Raw genomic sequence first — 3,388 nt, 5'->3', positions numbered from 1 at the left:
TAGTCCATCACTCTTTCAATTTCCTGTACCTGTAATGGAGCTAATAATGGACTCACTGCCCTGGACGGCTGGATTACTATTAACAACTACAATCCTCTCTTGGTTAGTAGGAAGTATAATAGGGGCACTTGCAGGATACTTTAAAAACAAAACATGGGCACAAACATTAGACAACATAGCGATGGTGGTAAGGCCCATACCGTACTACATATTTGCATTACTACTACTCATAGTATTTGCCTATCTGATACCGATATTCCCATCGGCGGGTGGATACTCAGTTGGAAGACAAATAGGGTTCAACTGGGCGTTCATATCGGACGTGTTAGTACACTCGTTTCTACCTGCGATATCGCTGATGGTTTTAGGAATAGCAGCCAACATACAAACGATGAAACTCATAGTATCGAACATAGTAGCGGAAGACTATGTAATGTATGCGAAAGCGGGGGGACTAAAAGAATCAAAGATAGCCTTCAAATACGTATTCAGGAACGGGTTATTACCGCAAGTAACCAACTTAGCGCTATCTTTAGGGCAAATCTTTGGAGGGGCATTGATAACAGAAATAGTATTCGCCTATCCAGGGATAGGAACGTTACTATACGGAGCGATAAACTCAAACGACTACAACCTAATAATAGGGGTAGTCTCGTTATCGGTAATAGGGATAGCGTCAGCAACGCTCATAATAGATCTAATATATCCACTCTTTGACCCAAGAGTAAGGTACAGATGAGGTGATAATGTTGGAAGGATTCAAAGAATTAATGAAAGATGGAAGGTTCAGGTTTGCGTTCATAGTAATATGTATTTTAGCCTTAATGTCAATACTCTCATTCTTCTCGCCATACGATCCACTAAGGTGGAACGTGGTAGCTAGGGACAAACCACCCAGTTGGCCACACATATTTGGAACGACATCGCAAGGGCAAGACCTATTCTGGCAATCTACATTTGCGATAAGGAACTCACTAACGATAGCGTTAATAGCCTCAGGAATATCGAGGGTGATAGCGATAATCATGGGATTAGTATCGGGGTACAAAGGTGGAAAAACCGACAAAGTACTGATGTCGATAAACGACAGTTTTGTAGTAATGCCGCTCTTACCGATTCTGATACTGATAGCATCGGTAATAAGGGAAAACTTAACGATGGTCCTATTAGGACTCATACTAAGTCTATTTGGATGGGCGTGGGATGCCCGGGTAATACGATCACAAATACTAAGTCTAAGGGAAAGGGAATTCACATACACATCGATACTATCAGGGACAAGAACGTTCAACCTGGTAATAAAAGAATACTTTCCATTCATAATACCGATAATATTCTCGACGTTGATAAACAACATGATATGGGCGGTAGGGATGGAAGTAACGTTATCGGTATTGGGTTTATCCAACACAGAAATACCAACGATAGGAACGATGATACACTGGGCGGTAAACTACCAAGCGATGCTACTGGGATACTGGTGGTGGATACTAACACCTGTAATAATATCGATCTTCTTGTTCGTAGCCTTGTACCTACTCTCAACAAGTCTAAGTGAATACTTAGACCCAAGAACAAGGATACAAAGAATCGGTAAGGCGAAGGAGTGAAAAGGTTGGAAGTATTAAAAACAGAAAAACTAAAATCGTATTACATATTTGAAATGCAAGAAGAGAAAAAAGAAGTAAAAGCGGTCAACGATGTAAGTATAAAGATACAAGAAGATGAAATATACGGGATAGCAGGGGAAAGTGGATGTGGGAAAAGCACATTTCTAAAAACGATATGTGGTTTAGCCGAACCACCACTGAGGATAGTAGATGGAAAGATATACTACGAAGTTGAAGGGAAAGAGATAGACATAACCAAAATGAGTCAAGAAGAATACAGGAAGTTAAGATGGCAATTCATATCGTACATACCGCAAGGATCGATGAGTGCGTTGAATCCGATAATAAGGATAAAAGAATCATTCAAAGACTTTGTGACCTCACACAAAAAGATAAAAGATGAAGAAAAAGAATTTGAAGAACCACTGAAGAAACACCTAACCGCCTTGGGATTACCGCTAAGGGTACTGAAATCATACCCACACCAACTATCTGGAGGGATGAGGCAAAGGACGACGATAGCCTTAGCAACGATACTCAATCCAAGGATCATAGTAGCGGACGAACCTACAACGGCGTTGGATGTAGTAGCGCAAAGGGCGGTAATACAATTACTAAAAGACATACAAAAAATGCAAAAAAACACGATAATACTGGTAACCCACGACATGGCTGTACATGCGAACATAACGGACAGGATGGGGATAATGTACGCAGGGATGTTTGTAGAAGAAGGGAAAACGGATGAGATATTCGAAAACCCACTACATCCATACACAAAATTTCTAATAGGCTCACTACCAAAGATGGGAGACAAAAGTTACAAGGTCAGTGCACCTGGATCGCCCCCCTCACTAGCGAACCTACCACAAGGATGTCCATTCCATCCACGATGTCCATATGCGATGGAAATATGTAAAAAGGAACGTCCACAACTCGTTGAGATAAGTGACGGACACAAATCAGCCTGTTTTTTGAACTCAAAGGAGCGTGTGGAAGATGCAAGAAAATAAAACGGCAATAAATACACAAGAAAAGTTGTTGGAAACGAAAAAGCTACAAAAGGTATTCATAGTAGGAGGGGGATTTGCAAGAAGCAAATTACTAGCGGTAGATGATGTGAACTTTCACATATACAAAAACGAAATATTCACACTTGCGGGGGAAAGTGGATGTGGGAAATCAACAGTTTCAAAGATGCTGCTAGGATTTCTTGAACCAACACAAGGTGAAGTGTACTACAAAGGCAAAGACATAGTAAACCTAAAAAAATGGGAAGAGAAAAAAGAGTTCATGAAAGAAGTACAATCGGTATTTCAAAACCCTTTTGAAACGTTCAATCCGTTGAGGAAGGTAGACAGATACCTATACGACACAGCGAAACAATACGGGATAACAAAGAACGGGCATGGAAAAAGGGTAGAAGAAGCGCTAAAGGCGGTAGGATTAGGTATAACGGAAGTAAAAGGAAGGTACCCCAACGAGTTTTCAGGAGGGCAACTACAAAGGATATCGGTAGCCCGATCGCTCATAACGACACCATCGTTGTTGGTAGCGGACGAACCGGTATCGATGGTGGATGCATCGTTGAGGATGTCGATAGTGAACTTGTTCAAAGATTTAAGGGACAAGTACAACGTAAGTGTATTGTACATAACGCATGATTTAGCAACCGCATACTACGTAAGTGACAGGATAGGGATAATGTTCAGAGGGAACATAATAGAGATGGGTGGAGTGGAAGATGTACTGATGAACCCGAAACACCCATACACACA

At 41.1% G+C, this 3,388-nt stretch carries 4 protein-coding genes; all 4 read left to right on the top strand.

Translation table 11 applies throughout. The features are described from left to right. On the top strand, positions 1–739 hold a 739-nt coding region (locus X927_RS05180; protein ID WP_103077038.1), incomplete at its 5' end, for an ABC transporter permease. A 7-nt stretch (positions 740–746) separates the two neighbouring features. Further along, positions 747–1,610 (top strand): ABC transporter permease, encoded by an 864-nt coding sequence (locus tag X927_RS05175; protein ID WP_425440365.1) that lies wholly within the window; start codon positions 747–749, stop codon positions 1,608–1,610. Positions 1,611–1,615: 5 nt separating this feature from the next. After that, the gene (locus X927_RS05170) at positions 1,616–2,623 is read left to right on the top strand and encodes an ABC transporter ATP-binding protein (protein ID WP_103077036.1); all 1,008 of its coding nucleotides are present in this window, start codon (positions 1,616–1,618) and stop codon (positions 2,621–2,623) included. Further along, the coding region (locus X927_RS05165) for an ABC transporter ATP-binding protein (protein WP_103077035.1) at positions 2,610–3,388 on the top strand (779 nt) is incomplete at its 3' end. The genes X927_RS05170 and X927_RS05165, both read left to right, overlap by 14 nt.

It is taken from the genome of Petrotoga mexicana DSM 14811, assembly GCF_002895565.1.
GTDB lineage: Bacteria > Thermotogota > Thermotogae > Petrotogales > Petrotogaceae > Petrotoga > Petrotoga mexicana.
The sequence above is the reverse complement of the archived record's forward strand: the minus strand, read 5'-3'. Positions and strand labels throughout refer to the sequence as shown.